We start from the raw sequence: 17160 nt of genomic DNA on the forward strand, positions 1-17160 counted from the left end.
GGACACTCGAGGTTTCACGACTGGTCGCCGGGCCGGCTCATGGGTATGCTGAAGGTATCCCGCGCGTGTTCATGCCGCGCATCGTGTTGAAGGAGTCTCTGTGGAGTTTTTGTCCGAGTACGCCAGTTTCCTGGCTAAAACCGTGACACTGGTGATCGCCATTCTGGTGGTCCTGGCCAGTTTTGCGGCGTTGCGCAGCAAAGGTCGGCGTAAGTCGACCGGCCAACTGCAAGTCAGCAAACTCAATGATTTCTACAAAGGGCTGCGCGAACGCCTGGAGCAGACCTTGCTCGACAAGGACCAGCTCAAGGCTTTGCGCAAATCCCAGGCTAAAACCGAGAAAAAGCAAAAGAAGAAGCCCGAGGCCAAGCCGCGGGTGTTCGTGCTGGATTTCGACGGTGACATCAAGGCGTCGGCTACTGAAAGCCTGCGCCACGAAATCACCGCGCTGCTGACCCTCGCCACGCCAAAGGATGAAGTGGTGCTGCGCCTGGAAAGCGGCGGCGGCATGGTTCACAGCTATGGCCTGGCATCTTCGCAACTGGCGCGCATTCGCGAGGCCGGCGTGCCGTTGACCGTGTGCATCGACAAGGTCGCGGCCAGCGGCGGCTACATGATGGCGTGCATCGGCGAGAAAATTATCAGCGCACCGTTCGCGATTCTAGGCTCGATCGGCGTGGTGGCGCAGTTGCCCAACGTCAATCGCCTGCTGAAAAAGCATGACATCGACTTCGAAGTGCTCACGGCTGGTGAGTACAAGCGCACCCTGACAGTGTTTGGCGAAAACACCGAGAAGGGCCGGGAGAAATTCCAGGAAGAGCTGGACATCACCCATCAGCTGTTCAAGAACTTCGTTTCCCGCTATCGCCCGCAACTGGCTATCGACGAAGTGGCCACCGGTGAAATCTGGCTCGGTGTTTCGGCACTCGACAAGCAACTGGTGGACGAGCTCAAGACCAGCGACGAATACCTCGCTGAGCGCGCTAAACAGTCCGAGCTCTATCATTTGCATTACGCCGAACGTAAAACCCTGCAGGAGCGCATCGGCATGGCGGCCAGCGGTTCGATCGATCGCGTATTGCTGAGCTGGTGGAGCCGGTTGACCCAGCAACGCTTCTGGTAACCGTACCAGGCATCACCGTCAGTAAAAAAACCGTGGATTGCCCACGGTTTTTTTTTGACCTTCAGAAGGTGTCCACTCACCCTCAAGAAATAACGAATTTTCCTAATGCCATTGTCGATCGGTCGCGCTTTCGTGTGGAGTCAGGTGGGGTAGGGTGACTGGCCTGAATTGACTGCAATGGATTGCACCATGAATGAGCTCCTTCACCACGTTGCCGCACCTCATCCAGCCCCATCGTTGCGAATGCGCGACGAACTGAAAGCTGCACTGGACATCGCTCTCCCCCAAACCCCCGGCCAGTTGGGCGCACACCTGATCAAGGAAAAATGGGGGCAGGACATCGACCCGCAGACGACCTTGATGGTCACCCTCGATTACCACTACAAGGGCCACCCTGAAGAGAACGGTTTCCAGCAGGGCCAGGTGGCGAACTCGCGGTCGCTGCTGCAAGCGCTGCTTTCAAATTACCAGACGGTTGGGGACGGCCGTTTTGCTGAAACCGCCTTTGGTCTGTACACACCGCCGGACGTCGGCCCGACGGTGCGGATTGTCGAGCATGTCGACGAGTTCGCTGATTACGGCAGCGGCAATCACGACACCTACGAAGGCATCTATCGGCAAACGACGCCGCAGACTTACGGTCCCGCCTCACAACTGAAGCTGAGGCCGGCCGATTTCAAGAAATGGGTCTGGGAGCTGGACTTCAAGCACGTGTACGAGACCTATCTTGAAAAGGTCTGGCCCTCTGACGAGGTGCTCACTGCGTCCGGCCCGTACGCCTTGAGGACATCGGTCAAGGCAGCGTTTGTGATGACGGCCTGGTTGCAGTTCAAGGAGCGCTGCCTGTCGAAAAAAGGACTTGAGCTCGCGATGGAGGCGGCTGGCTTGCCGCCCGGTCAGGCATGGGAAACGCTGACCATCGAACAACTGCAAGCGGCGACGCGCACCCCTTTGTCCATCAGGGCCGGCCGTTTGAAGCTATACCGTTACACCGCAACAGATATCTGGGCGTTCCGTGACACTGCCAGTACCCGAGTGCTGCTGTACATCCCAGGCAACTCTTCCCCGCTGCACGAATTCACCGATGCCACTCAACTGCACCAATGGGTCGTCGCGCAGGGCAAACTCAGCGAGACAAAACAGGCATTGGCCGCCCATTTTGCCGAAGATGATCGCGAGGACGGTACGTTTCATGCGGGGGTGCTGACGGCATTGGACGGCATGGCGCAGTACCCCGCGATGCATCGGCTGACCAACAACGCCGGTTTTTTCAATAACGACGGCTACTGGGACCCCGCCGATTACATTGGCTACGACAATCCGCCATCGGCGACCGATCCGTTTGCGCAACTGGTGCTGACGATGAAGCAGGCCGCCCACGCCAGCATCGAAAGCATTCGTACCGATGCACAGGTCAATCGTGACAATTTAAGTGCGGTGGTCGAACCGGTGGTGCAATGGATCAACCGGTTCGGGCCATTGGCGTTGTTCGTCCCGGGAGGCGAAGGCATATTGGCGCTGGCCGGGCTTATTGACGCCGGTTACGGTCTTGATCAGGCAGTAAACGGTGAGACACCACGTGAACGGTCGGAGGGCGTGTCGCGCACCGTGTTCGGTTTGCTTAATGCGCTGCCGATCGGCGCACAAGCGGCGCTGAAGGATGAAGCGGCTGTCGAGTCAGTACGTCCGTCTTCGCAAATCGCCGTTGCCCCGACGCCCGAGCCACCGGTTTCCGTACTGTCCTCCCGCGTGGAGCTGATCCGCGGAATCGGCCCGACTGTGGCGTCTTTCAGCGATGAAGTCCTGGCACAGATCGGCAAGGTCAGTGTGATTGACGATGACATGCTGCGACTGATGCAAACGGGGCGTCCACCAACGCCTTTACTGACGGATACGATCAGTCGCTTCAAGATCGATCAGGATCTGGGGGCGGCCGGCACGCCTGAGCAATTCAACAGGCGTTACGCCGCACTTCAACAGTCGGAACATGAGTGGGTGCGGCTGTTTCAGCAGCAATACCCGATGCTGCCCAAAGGTGCCATCGAACAAATGCTCGACCGCTATGGCGTGGATATCCAGCAAGCCCCCGATGTGACCGAGGTCAGGCAAGTGTTCACGCGTCTGGACAGCAAGGCGCGGCAGTACCAGCAGCATGTGCGGCTCAATCGCGCTTATGAAGGACTTTATCTGCGTTCGGTGGCGAGCCCGGACTCGGACATCCTGGCCTTGCACTCGCTGCAAAACCTGCCGGGCTGGCCGCGGAACCTGCGGATCGATGTCCTTGATCAATCCGTCGCGGGGCGAGTGCTGGACCGCATCGGCGCGCAGGATGCCACGGAGGTCCGGCGCTTGGTCAGAGTCGGACAGCACTATCTGCATCAGGCCTCGCCAACAGACTTTTATACGGCGCTTCTCGGTGTGTTGACGGACGACGACCGTTCAGCGCTGCTCCTGACGTCGCCTGGTTCAGTCGACGAACTACGACTCGTCATCAGCAACCAGGCGTTGCCCCGATCACAGGTGATACTCGGGCTGCAAAGAATGGACGGTGGGTTGCCATTCGATGCCCACGGGCTCAGCGGCGGCGGTTTTCCGGGAACGCCCCAGGCCGAGGCGCTGACGCACCAGATGATGAGGCTGCAACTCAAAGAGGTCTATCCAGACTTCACCGATGCCCAGGCAGATGCGGTTCTTCAACGCGAAGGTGTAAACGCGCAGGCGCACATTGAGTGGTTGAAGCAACAGCTGCAGCAACTCGACATCGACCTGACCGCCTGGGTAGATCAGGTGGCGGATGACATTCATGACATGGTTATCGATTTCCTGGCCCCGAATGATCCCGAAGCAGCGGGATTGAGCGCTGCACAAATCGAGGCCTATAACGTTCAGTTGGTGCAGACCGAAATGCAACAGGAGCGAGCGATTCGAAATGAGTTGGCCGAGGAGCTGGTCTCCATCTGGCAACGACGCAGGGCGCTGCTGGATCCGTTACTGCCTGCTGATCAGATACGCGGCGTCAGGCTGGATCTCGACTTCGAGAATTATCACCGGTTACCCACGTTGAATGTCCGGTTCAATAATATTCTCGAGTTATCGATGCGCGGCTTTCACCTGACTGAAGAAGAAAGTCTGAACGGATTTCTCGAGTGTTTTCCAAATCTTGAAGTGCTGAACCTGGAAAATGTCGACCTGAGTCACTTCAACCATGGCGGCCTTGCGGAGTGTGCACTGCCTCCTTCGATCAACCAGATGGCGCGTCTCTCTTCGCTGAATCTGAGGTCGACGAATCTGACGTTCAATGAGCGCGCCGCCTCTCAATTGACCGGGTTGACACACTTGCAGACGCTGGACCTGAGCAACAACCCGCTGGGCGTCCCGCCTTTGGTGCTCGGAATGCACGACTTGCGCTGGCTGAACCTGAGCAACACCGGGATCACTGGTTGCCCAGTCGGAATCATGGAGCAGCCCTATCTGACGTCATTGGACCTGCGTAATAACCAGATAACCCGAGTGCCGCCAGCAGTGCTGAACCAGGCTATCTCGAGGGACCGTGTGCTGCTGCAGGGCAATCCATTGACGGATGAGGACACCTTGTTGCGCATTGTCGATCATCGGCGGCGAACGGGTATCAACCTGTGGTTAAGTGATCCCGGGGTTAATTACGGGAATGTCATCGAGTGGTTGCGCGAAGGCGATGGGGAGTTGCAAGCGACGCGACGATTGATCTGGCAGAGGCTGGCAGCCAGGCCCCTTGGCGCCCGGTTCTTGAGGGTAATGGATGGACTGAGCCTGACGGCGGACTTCCGGGTCGATTATCTGCCGCTTCAGGCGAGGGTGTGGCGACTGCTCGGTGAAGCCGATGCTTCGCAAGCGCTTTGGGAAAGACTGGTCCAGGATATTGAATCGGCCGAGGTCGATCCTGAAAACCCGTTTGAGCTGTTCACGGCACTTGAGGACCGTGCCCGGTTTTATCGGAACTGGGAGGCCATGGGGCGACCGTTTCCGATAGGCACGCAGTAAGGGAAAAACCTTGAACCCCGCAAGGGGTTCAAGGTGTGACGATCAACGGCGACGGAACAGCGGCAGCGGTTCGTCGGTGGCGGCCTGATAGGTCACCGAGAAGTCCTTGAGGCCTTCAAGGGCTTCGTAGGGGTCTTTATCGGCGCGAATGGCAAACGCATCGAAACCGCAGCGGTGCATGTAGAACAACTGGTCGCGCAGCACATCGCCAATTGCCCGCAGTTCGCCTTTGAAACCATAGCGGTCACGCAGCAGACGGGCGTTGGAGTAGTTGCGACCATCGGTGAAGGCCGGGAAGTTCAGGGCGATGACCTGGAAGTTCGCCACGTCATCACCGATTTCTTCAGCTTCTTCATCGGCATCCAGCCACACACCCAGGCCGCCATCGCGGGCCATGAGCATGCGGCTGTGTTCGCGCCACATGTGCAACGGGACGATCAGGTCGTCGCAGTTGCTGATTTCATCGATGTTGAAATCTTTCGGCAGCAAGTGCCAGGTTTCGTCGACGACTTCGTTGTTCTTAATTATTCGCTGCATAGACGCGCTCCTTGAAGAGGTCGATGCCGATACGCTGATAAGTGTCGATGAAGCGCTCGTCTTCGGTACGTTGTTCGATGTACACGTCGATCAGCTTCTCGATCACATCAGGCATGGCTTCCTGGGCGAAGGAAGGGCCGAGGATCTTGCCCAGGCTCGCATCGCGGCTGGCGCTGCCACCCAGGGACACCTGATAGAACTCTTCGCCTTTCTTGTCCACTCCGAGAATACCGATGTGGCCGACGTGGTGGTGACCACAGGCGTTCATGCAGCCGGAGATGTTCAGGTCCAGCTCGCCAATGTCGAACAGGTAGTCCAGGTCGTCGAAACGGCGCTGGATCGATTCGGCGATCGGGATCGACTTGGCGTTGGCCAGGGAACAGAAGTCGCCGCCAGGGCAGCAGATGATGTCAGTCAGCAAGCCGATGTTCGGCGTGGCGAAACCTTGCTCGCGCAACTCGCCCCACATGGCGAACAACTGGCTCTGCTCGACATCGGCCAGAATGATGTTCTGCTCGTGGGAGGTGCGCAGCTGACCGAAGCTGTAACGGTCGGCGAGGTCGGCAACGGCATCGAGCTGCTTGTCGGTGATGTCGCCCGGTGCAACGCCGGTCGGTTTCAGGGACAGCGTCACGGCGACGTAACCCGGCTTTTTGTGGGCCAGGGTGTTGCGGGCACGCCAGCGGGCGAAGCCCGGGTGTTGTTTGTCGAGGTCGGCCAGTTCGGCCGTCTGATTGTCCAGGGACTTGTAGTCCGGATCGACAAAGTGCTTGGCCACGCGATGCACTTCGGCCTCGGTCAGCGTGGTCTGGCCACCGCGAAGGTGTTCCATTTCCGCATCGACTTTCTGCGCGAACACTTCAGGCGTCAGGGCCTTGACCAGAATCTTGATCCGCGCCTTGTACTTGTTGTCGCGACGGCCGTAGCGGTTGTAGACCCGCAGAATGGCGTCGAGGTAGCTCAACAGGTCCTGCCACGGCAGGAATTCGTTGATGAACGCGCCCACCACCGGAGTACGGCCCAGGCCGCCACCGACCAGCACACGGAAGCCCAGTTCGCCCGCGGCGTTGTGCACCGGCTCGAGGCCGATGTCATGGACTTCGATGGCCGCACGGTCGGACGTCGAACCGTTGATGGCAATTTTGAATTTACGCGGCAGGTAAGCGAATTCCGGGTGGAACGTGGTCCACTGACGGACGATTTCGCACCATGGCCGCGGGTCGATCAACTCGTCGGCGGCGACACCGGCGAACTGATCGGTGGTGACGTTGCGCAGGCAGTTGCCGCTGGTCTGGATCGCGTGCATCTGCACGGTCGCCAGCTCAGCCAGGATGTCCGGGATGTCTTCCACGGCCGGCCAGTTGAACTGCACGTTCTGCCGGGTACTGATGTGGGCGTAGCCCTTGTCATAGTCGCGGGCAATCTTGGCCATCATTCGCGTCTGGCGCGAAGTGAGTTGGCCGTAAGGCACCGCCACCCGCAGCATCGGGGCAAAGCGCTGGATATAAAGGCCATTTTGCAGGCGCAGGGGGCGGAATTCTTCTTCGCTCAGCTCGCCTGCCAGATAGCGTCGGGTCTGATCACGGAACTGCTTGACGCGGTCCTCGATGATCCGCTGATCGTACTCGTCGTATACGTACATATAAGTCCTGTTCTCAGGCTTGGGCCGGTCGGATACAGCTGCGTTTTCGCAAGCTTTCATCCGATTCTGCCTCGGCAATTCTGCGCGCACGGCCGCGCACTCCCAACGGAGCCGACGCAAGATACCAGTTTGCAGTTATGCGCAAAAGTGATGTTTGAGTATATGCAAAGAACCAAAACGACTAATGAAAGTCGTTGTGATAAAACCCTCATTTGTCGTGCGGGCAATCATCGTCTTAACTGTGCTCGAGTCTTTATGCAATCACCGATAAAACCGACAAGAGGCGATGCAATGAGCAACCCAACCAAAGCAAGGAAAAGCGATAGCACGGTCGATGCCTGGGCGATTCTGTTCCTGATCATCCTGGTCGTGGGTACGGCGGTATTCTGGGTCAGCCATCAATAAACGACCCCGTCCGGGCCCGGCGCCGACGATTGTTGGACAAAAAGCCGGAATATGCGCCGTTTCCAGGGACTTCGCTGGCTATAATGCGCGGCGGATTTTCGGGGGCTCGGACGATCAATGTTGAAGTTCTTCTATGGTGTAGTGCTGGCGCTTGGCGCGGTGCTGGGGCCGTGTGCCCAGGCGGCGTCCGTATTGTTCCTCAATCCCGGGACCAGCCAAGAGACGTTCTGGGTCAGTTACTCGCAGTTCATGCAGACCGCGGCCAAGAACTTGGGCATGGATTTGCAAATCCAGTATGCCGAGCGAAACGCCGAGACCACACTCAAACAGGCCCGCGAAGCGCTGCAAGGGCCGAGTCGGCCGGACTATCTGGTGTTCTCCAACGAACTGTATGTCGCCCCCGAAATCCTGCGCCTGGCTCAAGGCAGCGGTGTGAAGCTGTTTTTGGTCAACAACGGCCTGACCGCCGACCAGATGCGTCTGCTCGGCGCCCAGCCGGACAAGTATCCCGACTGGTTGGGTAGCCTGGTGCCCAACAATGAGGAGGGCGGCTACCTGATGCTCAAGGAACTGATTCGCCTGCATGGCCCGGTAGCACCCGGTGAGGTCATTGAACTGGTGGCCTTTTCCGGCCTGAAAATCACGCCGGCCGCGCAAGAGCGTGAGCAGGGCATGATGCGGGCATTGGCCGAACACCCCGAAGTGCGGTTGCGCCAGTTGGTGTACGGAGGCTGGACCCGCGAGCGCGCCTATGAACAGGCCAGGTTATTGTTCAAGCGTTACCCGCAAACATCGCTGGTCTGGTCGGCCAACGATGAAATGGCGTTCGGTGCCATGCAGGCATACGCCGAAACGGGAGGCCAGCCGGGCAAGGGTGTGCTGTTCAGTGCCATCAACAATTCACCGGCCGCGTTGCAGGCGCTGTTGGAAGGGCGGCTAAGCGTGTTGTTGGGCGGGCACTTCACTCTGGGCGGCTGGGCTCTTGTGCAGTTGCATGACTACGATCAGGGGGTGGATGTCAGCCAGTACGGCGGGCGCGACCGACAGATTCCCTTATTGCAGTTGATCGACCACGCGCAAGCCCGGCGACTGCTGGGCTTGAGCGCCACTCAGGATTACGACGTGGATTTTCAAAAGCTCTCGGCCAAGGGGCGGCCGACGTCGTACCGCTACCCGTTCAGCCTGCAAACCCTGATGCATTGAGCCGGCTCAGATTCCGGCCAGGTGCAACACCAGTTTGACGATGCCGAACAGCGTCAGGGCGAACACCACCGTGAATAGAATCCCCAGAATCACAAAATGACTGGGCTTGCCATGGGTGAAGTCCCGGGCCCGGTTTTTCCCGCTCTGCACCCCGAACGCCGCCGCCATGACGCTGTGCAGCATCTGCCAGAAGGTCGGCGGCTTGTTGTGATTATTGTTGTCGACTGGATTGTCCATAAATCCCCCGTCACGAATGTGTATGAGGCAAGCATAGACAACAGACTCGAACTCTGTGGGAGCCGTTGTGGCGAGGGAGCTTGCTCCCGTTGGGTCGCGAAGCGGCCCCAAAAAATGGGACTGCTACGCAGTCCAACGGGAGCAAGCTCCCTCGCCACAAAGAATCTCCCACAGGGGAAGGGGTTAGTTGTCGTAACCCAGGTTAGGCGCCAGCCAGCGCTCGGTCACGCTCAACTCCTGGCCTTTGCGCGAGGTGTAGCTCTGCACCTGATCCTTGTCGATCTTGCCCACGGCGAAATACTGCGCCTGTGGGTGAGCGAAGTACCAGCCGCTGACCGCCGCCGCCGGGAACATCGCGTAGTGCTCGGTGAGGAATACGCCGCTGCGGCCGGCCTTGAGCTCTTCCGCTTCCGGGTCCAGCAGCTTGAACAGCGTGGCTTTCTCGGTGTGATCCGGGCACGCCGGGTAGCCCGGAGCAGGGCGGATGCCGGTGTATTGCTCTTTGATCAGCGCCTCGTTGTCCAGCGTCTCGTCCTTGGCGTAGCCCCAGTAGTCTTTACGCACTTGCTGGTGCAGCCACTCGGCGCACGCCTCGGCCAGACGGTCGGCCAACGCCTTGACCATGATCGAGTTGTAGTCGTCGCCCGCTTCCTGATAGGCCTTGGCCACTTCTTCGGCGCCAATCCCGGCGGTGGTGATGAAACCACCCACGTAGTCGGTCACGCCGCTGTCCTTCGGCGCGACGAAGTCGGCCAGGGAGAAGTTCGGCTTACCGTCGGTCTTGATGATCTGCTGGCGTAAGTGATGCAGCTTGGCCAATGGCTTGCCGTCATCGCCGTAGACTTCGATGTCATCGTCGCGCACCTGGTTGGCCGGCCAGAAACCGAACACCGCACGGGCGCTGATCAGCTTCTCGTCGATCAACTTGGCAAGCATTTCCTGGGCATCGGCGTACAGCGCGGTGGCGGCTTCACCGACCACTTCATCCTGCAGGATGCGCGGGAACTTGCCGGCCAGGTCCCAGGAGATGAAGAACGGTGTCCAGTCGATGTATTCGGCCAAAACCTTCAGGTCGATGTTGTCCAGCACCTTGGCGCCGGTGAACGTCGGTTTGACCGGCTCATAGTTGGCCCAGTCGAACTGCGGTTTCTTGGCGATGGCCGCCGGGTAGCTCAGGCGCTCGGTGCGGGCGCTGCGGTTGGCGGTGCGCTCGCGAACGTCGATGTATTCCAGGCGGGTCTTCTCGACGAAACCGGCTTTCAGCTCCTTGGACAGCAACTGCGTCGCCACGCCCACGGCGCGGGAGGCGTCGGTGACGTAGATCACCGCGTCGTTGCTGTACTTGGGCTCGATCTTCACTGCCGTGTGCGCCTTGGAGGTGGTCGCGCCACCGATCATCAGCGGCAGGTGGAAGTCCTGACGCTGCATCTCGCGGGCCACGTGAACCATTTCGTCCAGCGAAGGCGTGATCAGGCCGGACAGGCCGATGATGTCGCATTTCTCGTCTTTGGCGACTTGCAGGATCTTCTCCGCCGGCACCATCACGCCGAGGTCGACGATGTCGTAGCCGTTACAGCCCAGCACCACGCCGACGATGTTCTTGCCGATGTCGTGCACGTCACCCTTGACGGTGGCCATGAGGATCTTGCCCTTGGCCTCCGGCTTGTCGCCTTTTTCCAGTTCGATGAACGGGATCAGGTGGGCCACGGCCTGCTTCATCACGCGGGCGGACTTCACCACTTGCGGCAGGAACATTTTGCCGGCGCCGAACAGGTCGCCGACGATGTTCATGCCGGCCATCAACGGGCCTTCGATGACTTCGATCGGGCGCGCGAACGACAACCGCGATTCTTCAGTATCTTCAACAATGTGCGTGGTGATGCCCTTGACCAGCGCATGCTCCAGACGCTTGTTGACGTCCCAGTTGCGCCACTCTTCGGTCTCGGCTTCCTTGACGCTGCCGTCGCCCTTGTACTTGTCGGCGATGGCGAGGAGGGCGTCGGTGCCTTCCGGAGTACGGTTGAGGATCACGTCTTCAACGGCGTCGCGCAGCTCCACCGGGATCTGGTCGTAGATCTCCAGTTGGCCGGCGTTGACGATGCCCATGGTCAGGCCGTTGCGGATTGCATACAGCAGGAACACCGAGTGAATCGCCTCGCGCACCGGGTTGTTGCCACGGAACGAGAACGACACGTTGGACACACCGCCGGAGCTCAGGGCGTAGGGCAGTTCGTCGCGGATGTAGGCACAGGCGTTGATGAAGTCCACAGCGTAGTTGTTGTGTTCTTCGATACCGGTGGCCACGGCGAAGATGTTCGGGTCGAAGATGATGTCTTCCGGCGGGAAGCCGACTTCGTTGACCAGAATGTCGTAGGAACGTTTGCAGATTTCTTTCTTGCGCGCTTCGGTGTCGGCCTGGCCGGCTTCATCGAAGGCCATCACCACCACCGCGGCGCCGTAGCGTTTGCACAGTTTGGCGTGATGAATGAACTGCTCGACACCTTCCTTCATGCTGATGGAGTTGACGATGCCCTTGCCCTGGATGCACTTGAGGCCGGCTTCGATTACTTCCCACTTGGAGGAGTCGATCATGATCGGGACGCGGGAGATGTCCGGTTCGCCGGCAATCAGATTGAGGAAGGTCACCATGGCCTTCTTCGAATCGAGCATCCCTTCGTCCATGTTGATGTCGATCACCTGGGCGCCGGCTTCGACCTGCTGCAGGGCGACTTCCAGGGCCTCGGTGTAGTTGTCTTCACGGATCAGGCGGGCGAACTTGGCGGAACCGGTGATGTTGGTCCGCTCGCCGACGTTGACGAACAAAGAGCTGCGATCGATGGTGAACGGTTCCAGGCCCGACAAGCGGCAAGCCTTGGGGATGTCCGGAATTTCACGCGGGGCGTAACCGGCGACCGCTTTGGCGATGGCTTCGATGTGGCCCGGTGTGGTGCCGCAGCAGCCGCCGACGATGTTGAGGAAGCCACTTTGGGCGAACTCTTCGATGACCTTGGCGGTTTGGGCCGGCAGTTCGTCGTACTCGCCGAACTCGTTCGGCAGGCCGGCGTTCGGGTGCGCCGACACGTGGGTGCTGGCCTTGTTCGACAGCTCTTCCAGGTATGGGCGCAATTCACGGGCGCCGAGGGCGCAGTTCAGGCCGACGGAAATCGGCTTGGCGTGGGCCACGGAGTTCCAGAACGCTTCGGTGGTCTGGCCGGAGAGGGTGCGGCCAGAGGCATCGGTGATGGTGCCGGAAATCATGATCGGCAGCTCGACGCCCAGCTCTTCGTAAACCCCTTGCACGGCGAAGATCGCCGCTTTGGCGTTGAGGGTGTCGAAAATGGTTTCGATCAGGATCAGGTCGGCGCCGCCTTCGATCAGGCCTTTGGTGGCCTCGGTGTAGTTCTCCACCAGTTCATCGAAGGTCACGTTGCGGTAGCCGGGGTTGTTCACGTCGGGCGACAGCGAGCAGGTACGACTTGTAGGGCCGAGCACCCCGGCGACGAAACGCGGCTTGTCCGGGGTTTCCAGGGTCTTGGCGTCCGCCACCTTGCGCGCCAGGCGTGCGCCTTCTACGTTGAGTTCGTACGCCAGGCCTTGCATGCCGTAGTCGGCCTGGGACACCTGGGTGGCGTTGAAGGTGTTGGTTTCCAGAATGTCGGCGCCGGCATCCAGGTAGGCTTTTTCAATAGAGCCGATCACATCCGGGCGGGTCAGCACCAACAGGTCGTTGTTACCTTTGACATCGCTCGGCCAGTCGGCGAAGCGTTTGCCACGGTAATCCTGTTCCTCGAGCTTGTAGCTCTGGATCATTGTCCCCATGCCGCCGTCGAGAATCAGGATGCGCTCTTTGAGGGCGTGCTTGAGAGCTTGAAGGCGAACGCTGCGATCGGACATTTGGACTACTCGGTAAGGCCATGACGAAGGGCCGGGATAATAACAAACCTGTGTGCTTTTGGAGCATATGCCGGTTTTGCATGAATATCGTTCATGTTGGTGCGCGGGTCGGACCGGTAGAATCGCGGCGTTTTCTCATGATCAGGACCAGGGATATGTCGTATCGCGTCGTCACCAGCCTATTGATGCTGTTTTTAAGCGGGGGCGCCGCTGCGCAAGGTCCGGACATTTCCTACGTTCGCGACATTCAACCGATCTTCACCGAAAAGTGCGTGGCCTGCCATGCCTGCTACGACTCCGCCTGTCAGCTCAACCTGGGCAGTGGCGAAGGGGCGTCCCGAGGTGCGACGAAGGCGCCGGTCTATGACGGCGAACGGAGCAAGGCCGCCGCGCCGACCCGGTTGTTTTATGACGCCTTCGGCAAGCGTGCCTGGCAGCAAAAGGGCTTCTATTCAGTGCTCGACGCCCAAGGCAGCCAGGCGGCACTGATGGCGCGGATGCTTGAACTAGGCCATAGAACGCCGTTACAACCCAACGCCAAATTGCCGGAAGAGATCGTCCTGGGCCTGAACCGGGAAACGCTGTGCGCCATGCCGGCGGAGTTCGACGGTTACGCCAGCTCTCATCCGAAGGAGGGCATGCCGCTAGCGGTCACCGGTCTTACCGATCAGCAATACCAGACGCTGCAGCGCTGGCTGGCTTCCGGCGCGCCGATCGATCAGCAGGGCCTGGTGCCCAGCGCCAGGGAAGCCTTGGAAGTGGTGCAGTGGGAAAACCTGCTGAATGCGCCGGGCGCCCGGGAGAGCCTGGTCGGGCGCTGGCTGTTCGAGCACTGGTTCTTGGCCCATATCTATTTCAAGGACGGCGAACCGGGGCATTTCTTTCAGTGGGTACGTTCGCGCACGCCGACGGGGCAGCCCATCGACCTGATCAACACCCGCCGTCCGAATGATGATCCGGGCACTCAGGTCTATTACCGTCTGTGGCCGGTGCAAGGCGTGATCGTGCACAAGACCCACATCACCTACCCGCTGAGCGCGGCGAAGATGGCGCGGATCAAGAGCCTGTTTTACAACGGTAACTGGCAGGTCAACGCGTTACCGGGCTACGGGCCGGAGCGGCGGGCCAATCCGTTTGCCACGTTCGAAGCGATCCCGGCCCAGGCGCGTTACCAGTTCATGCTCGATAACGCCGAATACTTCGTGCGTACCTTTATTCGCGGCCCGGTCTGCCGGGGCCAGATCGCCACCGACGTGATTCGCGACAACTTCTGGGCACTGTTCCAGGCCCCGGAACATGACCTTTACATCACCGACCCGAAATATCGCGGCAAGGCTACGCCGTTGCTGGCGATGCCGGGGCAGAACGATGACGTCGGCAGTGTCCTGAGCCTGTGGCACGACTACCGCAACAAACGCAACGAATATGAGGCCCTGCGCCGGGACAGCTATGCCGACTTGCCAGCGCCGAGCTGGTCGACCCTGTGGGCCGGTAATGACAATGCGTTGCTGAGTATCTTCCGGCATTTCGACAGCGCCTCGGTGACCAAGGGCCTGATCGGCGATGTGCCGCAGACGATGTGGCTGTTCGATTACCCGTTGCTGGAACGCACGTATTACCAGTTGGCGGTCAACTTCGATGTGTTCGGTAACGTGTCCCATCAGGCCCAGACCCGGCTGTACTTCGACCTGATCCGCAACGGCGCCGAGCAGAACTTCCTGCGCCTGATGCCGGCCAGCTCACGGGACGGCTATCTCGACGATTGGTACCAGAACAGCGGCAAGTTCAAGATGTGGCTGGATTACGAGGACATCGATAACGACAAGCCGACGGCGTTGACGCTGGACGAAAACGACCCGAAACGCGATTTCGCCTTGCAGCTGCTGTCCCGTTACGGCGAACTTAATGCCAGGCCCGATCCGATCAACCGCTGCGACGGCGCTTACTGCTCGCGGCCGAACATTGATCCGGCGTTGCAGAACGCCGAGCAAGCCTTGAGCCGCCTGACGTCGCGCCCGGCCGCCGGTTTGAAAGTCATCGATCAGTTGCCGGAGGCCACGATGTTGCGCATCGAGACCTCAAGCGGCAAGCGTGAGGTCTACAGCCTGCTGCGTAACCGCGCCCACAGCAACGTGGCGTTCCTGCTCGGGGAGTCGCTGCGTTATCAGCCGGGGCTCGACACGTTGACGATCTATCCGGGTGTTCTGAGCAGCTACCCGAACTTCATGTTCAACATTCCGGCCGGGCAGGTGCCGGCGTTTGTCGACGAGATGGAAAATGCCAAAGACGCCGCGAGTTTCGAAAAAATCGTCGAACGCTGGGGCATTCGTCGCAGTCATCCGCAATTCTGGCAGTATTTCCATGATCTGAGCCGGTACATCCACGACACCGACCCAGTGGAAGAGGGCGTGCTGGACATGAATCGCTACGAGAATCTCTGAAATGCCTGCAACCCGGTGTGGGAGCCACAGTTCCCGACAAAAATACTAGGACTTTGTGCGGCGCGTCGATTGGCGTAAACTGCGTCCAAGCCTGCGAGGAGTTTCCATGACCGCTATTACCATTACCGACGCCGCCCATGATTACCTGGCCGATCTGCTCTCCAAGCAGAACACCCCGGGTATCGGCATCCGCGTCTTTATCACCCAGCCTGGCACCCAGTACGCCGAAACCTGCATTGCCTACTGCAAGCCGGGCGAAGAAAAACCTGAAGATACAGCGCTGGGGCTCAAAAGCTTCACCGCCTATATCGACTCGTTCAGCGAAGCGTTTCTGGACGATGCGGTAGTCGACTACGCCACCGACCGCATGGGCGGCCAACTGACCATCAAGGCGCCAAACGCCAAAGTCCCGATGGTCAACGCCGACAGCCCGGTCAACGAGCGCATCAACTACTACCTGCAAACCGAGATCAACCCGGGGCTGGCCAGCCACGGCGGTCAGGTCAGCCTGATCGATGTGGTCGAAGACGGCATCGCCGTGCTGAAGTTCGGCGGCGGTTGCCAGGGCTGCGGCCAGGCAGACGTCACCCTGAAGGAAGGCATCGAGCGCACCTTGCTCGAGCGTATTCCCGAGCTGAAGGGTGTACGTGACGTGACTGACCATACGCAGAAAGAAAACGCCTACTACTAAGGTGTTCGCTGCAAACATAAAAAACGGTGCCCGTGAGCACCGTTTTTTTATGGATGATCGATAACCTGTGGCGAGGGAGCTTGCTCCCGCTCGACTGCGAAGCAGTCGCAATCCAGCCGATGCATTTTCCCGTGATGAATGCGTTGGCTGATTTTGGGGCCGCTGCGCGGTCCAGCGGGAGCAAGCTCCCTCGCCACAAGTGCTTCAGGGTCTGTATAGGTGCGCATGCCCCGCGCGATACAGCGACGATTCACTGAAGTGATCGCTGCCCAGCACTCGACCCACCAGAATCAGCGCCGTCCGGCGAAAGCCCTTGGCTTCAACCTTCCCGGCAATATCCGCCAGCGTTCCCACCACCCAATCCTGATCCGGCCAGGTCGCCCGGTGGATCACCGCGATCGGGCAGTCGGCGCCGTAGTGCGGTAGCAATTCGGCAAGGATCTTCTCTAGATGATTGACCCCCAGGTGGATCGCCATGGTCGCCCCGTGTTGCGCCAGGCTGCCCAGTTCTTCGCCAGCGGGCATGGCGGTCTTGTCGGCGTAACGGGTCAGAATCACGCTCTGTGACACGTCCGGCAGGGTCAGTTCGGCACCCAAAAGGGCCGCGCAGGCGGCGGTGGCGGTGACGCCGGGAATGATTTCGAAAGGGATGTCGAGTTCACGCAAGTAGCGAATCTGCTCGCCGATCGCGCCGTACAGGCTCGGGTCGCCGGAATGCACCCGGGCCACGTCCTGGCCGTTGGCGTGGGCGGTCTTGATCAGCTCGACGATCTGTTCCAGGTGCAGTTCGGCGCTGTTGACCACCTGTTCGGCCCGGTGGCCTTCCAGCACGGCGGCGGGGACCAGGGAGCCGGCATAGATGATGACCGGGCAGCTACGAATCAGCCGCTGGCCTTTGACGGTGATCAGTTCCGGGTCGCCGGGGCCGGCGCCAATGAAGTAGACGGTCATCGTCGTTTCCTGTCAG

General features: G+C 59.8%; 10 protein-coding genes. 5 read left to right on the plus strand and 5 right to left on the minus strand.

What is annotated here, in order from left to right; all coding sequences use genetic code 11:
* The first annotated feature begins 100 nt into the window (after positions 1–100).
* Both sohB and LOY28_RS11210 read left to right on the plus strand, forming a co-directional pair.
* Positions 101–1123, plus strand: a complete 1023-nt coding sequence (sohB, locus tag LOY28_RS11205; protein ID WP_018927637.1) for a protease SohB — start codon at positions 101–103, stop codon at positions 1121–1123.
* A gap of 189 nt (positions 1124–1312) precedes the next feature.
* Positions 1313–5143: a dermonecrotic toxin domain-containing protein gene (locus tag LOY28_RS11210; protein ID WP_258613834.1), complete on the plus strand. Its 3831-nt coding sequence runs from the start codon at positions 1313–1315 to the stop codon at positions 5141–5143.
* A 42-nt stretch (positions 5144–5185) separates the two neighbouring features.
* Here LOY28_RS11210 and LOY28_RS11215 read toward each other — a convergent pair whose 3' ends face one another.
* Together LOY28_RS11215 and LOY28_RS11220 are read right to left on the minus strand one after the other, a co-directional pair.
* On the minus strand, positions 5186–5680 hold the full coding sequence (locus LOY28_RS11215) for a DUF934 domain-containing protein (RefSeq protein ID WP_018927639.1): 495 nt from the start codon (positions 5678–5680) through the stop codon (positions 5186–5188).
* Positions 5664–7322 (minus strand): nitrite/sulfite reductase, encoded by a 1659-nt coding sequence (locus LOY28_RS11220; protein WP_258613836.1) that lies wholly within the window; start codon positions 7320–7322, stop codon positions 5664–5666. The genes LOY28_RS11215 and LOY28_RS11220 overlap by 17 nt, the downstream gene beginning before the upstream one ends.
* 522 nt (positions 7323–7844) lie before the next feature.
* On the opposite strand from LOY28_RS11220, the gene LOY28_RS11225 reads away from it, so the two are divergent.
* Positions 7845–8930, plus strand: coding sequence for an ABC transporter substrate-binding protein (locus LOY28_RS11225; RefSeq protein WP_111453873.1), 1086 nt, complete (start codon positions 7845–7847; stop codon positions 8928–8930).
* Between the two features lie 6 nt (positions 8931–8936).
* Here LOY28_RS11225 and LOY28_RS11230 read toward each other — a convergent pair whose 3' ends face one another.
* Positions 8937–9167, minus strand: a complete 231-nt coding sequence (locus LOY28_RS11230; protein WP_258613839.1) for a DUF2970 domain-containing protein — start codon at positions 9165–9167, stop codon at positions 8937–8939.
* A 183-nt stretch (positions 9168–9350) separates the two neighbouring features.
* Entirely contained in the window at positions 9351–13061 is a 3711-nt protein-coding gene (metH, locus tag LOY28_RS11235; protein ID WP_258613842.1) for a methionine synthase, read from the minus strand.
* Between the two features lie 155 nt (positions 13062–13216).
* Here metH and LOY28_RS11240 point away from each other — a divergent pair, with 155 nt between their 5' ends.
* Positions 13217–15502: a fatty acid cis/trans isomerase gene (locus tag LOY28_RS11240; protein ID WP_018927644.1), complete on the plus strand. Its 2286-nt coding sequence runs from the start codon at positions 13217–13219 to the stop codon at positions 15500–15502.
* A 106-nt stretch (positions 15503–15608) separates the two neighbouring features.
* A complete protein-coding gene (gene nfuA / locus LOY28_RS11245; protein ID WP_007946504.1) occupies positions 15609–16193 on the plus strand; it encodes a Fe-S biogenesis protein NfuA in 585 nt (194 codons plus the stop codon).
* Positions 16194–16397: 204 nt separating this feature from the next.
* Here the strand turns inward: nfuA and cobM are convergent, their stop codons facing one another.
* On the minus strand, positions 16398–17144 hold the full coding sequence (cobM, locus tag LOY28_RS11250; RefSeq protein ID WP_096480601.1) for a precorrin-4 C(11)-methyltransferase: 747 nt from the start codon (positions 17142–17144) through the stop codon (positions 16398–16400).
* Positions 17145–17160 lie beyond the last annotated feature (16 nt).

It is taken from the genome of Pseudomonas sp. B21-017 (assembly GCF_024749245.1).
Classification (GTDB): domain Bacteria; phylum Pseudomonadota; class Gammaproteobacteria; order Pseudomonadales; family Pseudomonadaceae; genus Aquipseudomonas.